This window comes from Streptomyces sp. 13-12-16 (assembly GCF_002114215.1).
In the GTDB taxonomy this organism is placed as follows: domain Bacteria; phylum Actinomycetota; class Actinomycetes; order Streptomycetales; family Streptomycetaceae; genus Streptomyces.
Window position 1 is genome coordinate 1 of sequence record NZ_NCTE01001230.1, and the last position, 798, is coordinate 798.

Genomic DNA, 798 nt, shown 5'->3' on the forward strand with positions numbered 1-798 from the left:
AGGCGGGGCCGGTGTGACGCCGGGCCGCCTGCGCGGGACCCGGACGCGCAGCGCGCCGGGTGCGATGCGGCAGTGGACGGGGGCGGGCAGGATCATGGCCTCCCCGTCGACCCCGGCCTCGATCCGAGCACGGTCCGCCTCGATGACGACCTCGGTGGCGGTCACGATGGTGAGCCCGCTCGGCTCGGGGTTCAGCAGCAGGGCGGCGGCACTGATGGCGCCCTCCAGCTTCACCCCGAGGACACCGAGCGCGGCGGAGTCGAGCCGTTCCCGCCGCCCGAGGCCGAAGGGGTCGCCGGTGCGGTACGGATTGTTGCTGACCAGCACGGCCTGCGGCGCGGTGAGCGTCGTGTCCCCCGCGCGGGCGACCAGCCGGGGCCCCTGCTGACCGGTGAGCAGATCGGGCAGCATCTCCAGGCTGGTGCCTATCTTGTCGTCGCGGTAGGCGGGGCTCTGCACGATCGCCGCGTACGCGCCGAAGGAGGCGTTGTTCACGAACGGCTGCTCACCCGCGAAACCCAGGTCGACACGGAGCTCCACACCGTCCGTGAGCGCGTCGAGGCAGGCGGCCGGGTCACCGCGGTCGAGACCGAGGTCCAGGGCGAAGTGATTGCGCGTCCCGGCGCTGATGACCAGGAACGGGATGTCGTGCTCCGCGGCCACGGCCGCCACCAGCGCCTGCGTGCCGTCGCCGCCGGCGGCGCCCAGCAGATCCGCGCCGTCCGCGACGGCGGCCCGGGCCAGCGCGGTGACGTCGTGCTGCTTGCCGGGTTCGAGCAGCACCACCCGGGCGCCCAG

Annotated in this window: 1 protein-coding gene; it reads right to left on the reverse strand. The window is 74.3% G+C overall.

The genetic code is table 11. The annotated features are described in order from the left end of the window. Nucleotides 1-798: diacylglycerol kinase family protein (locus B7767_RS38290; protein WP_179167475.1), on the reverse strand; the 798-nt coding region annotated here is incomplete at both ends.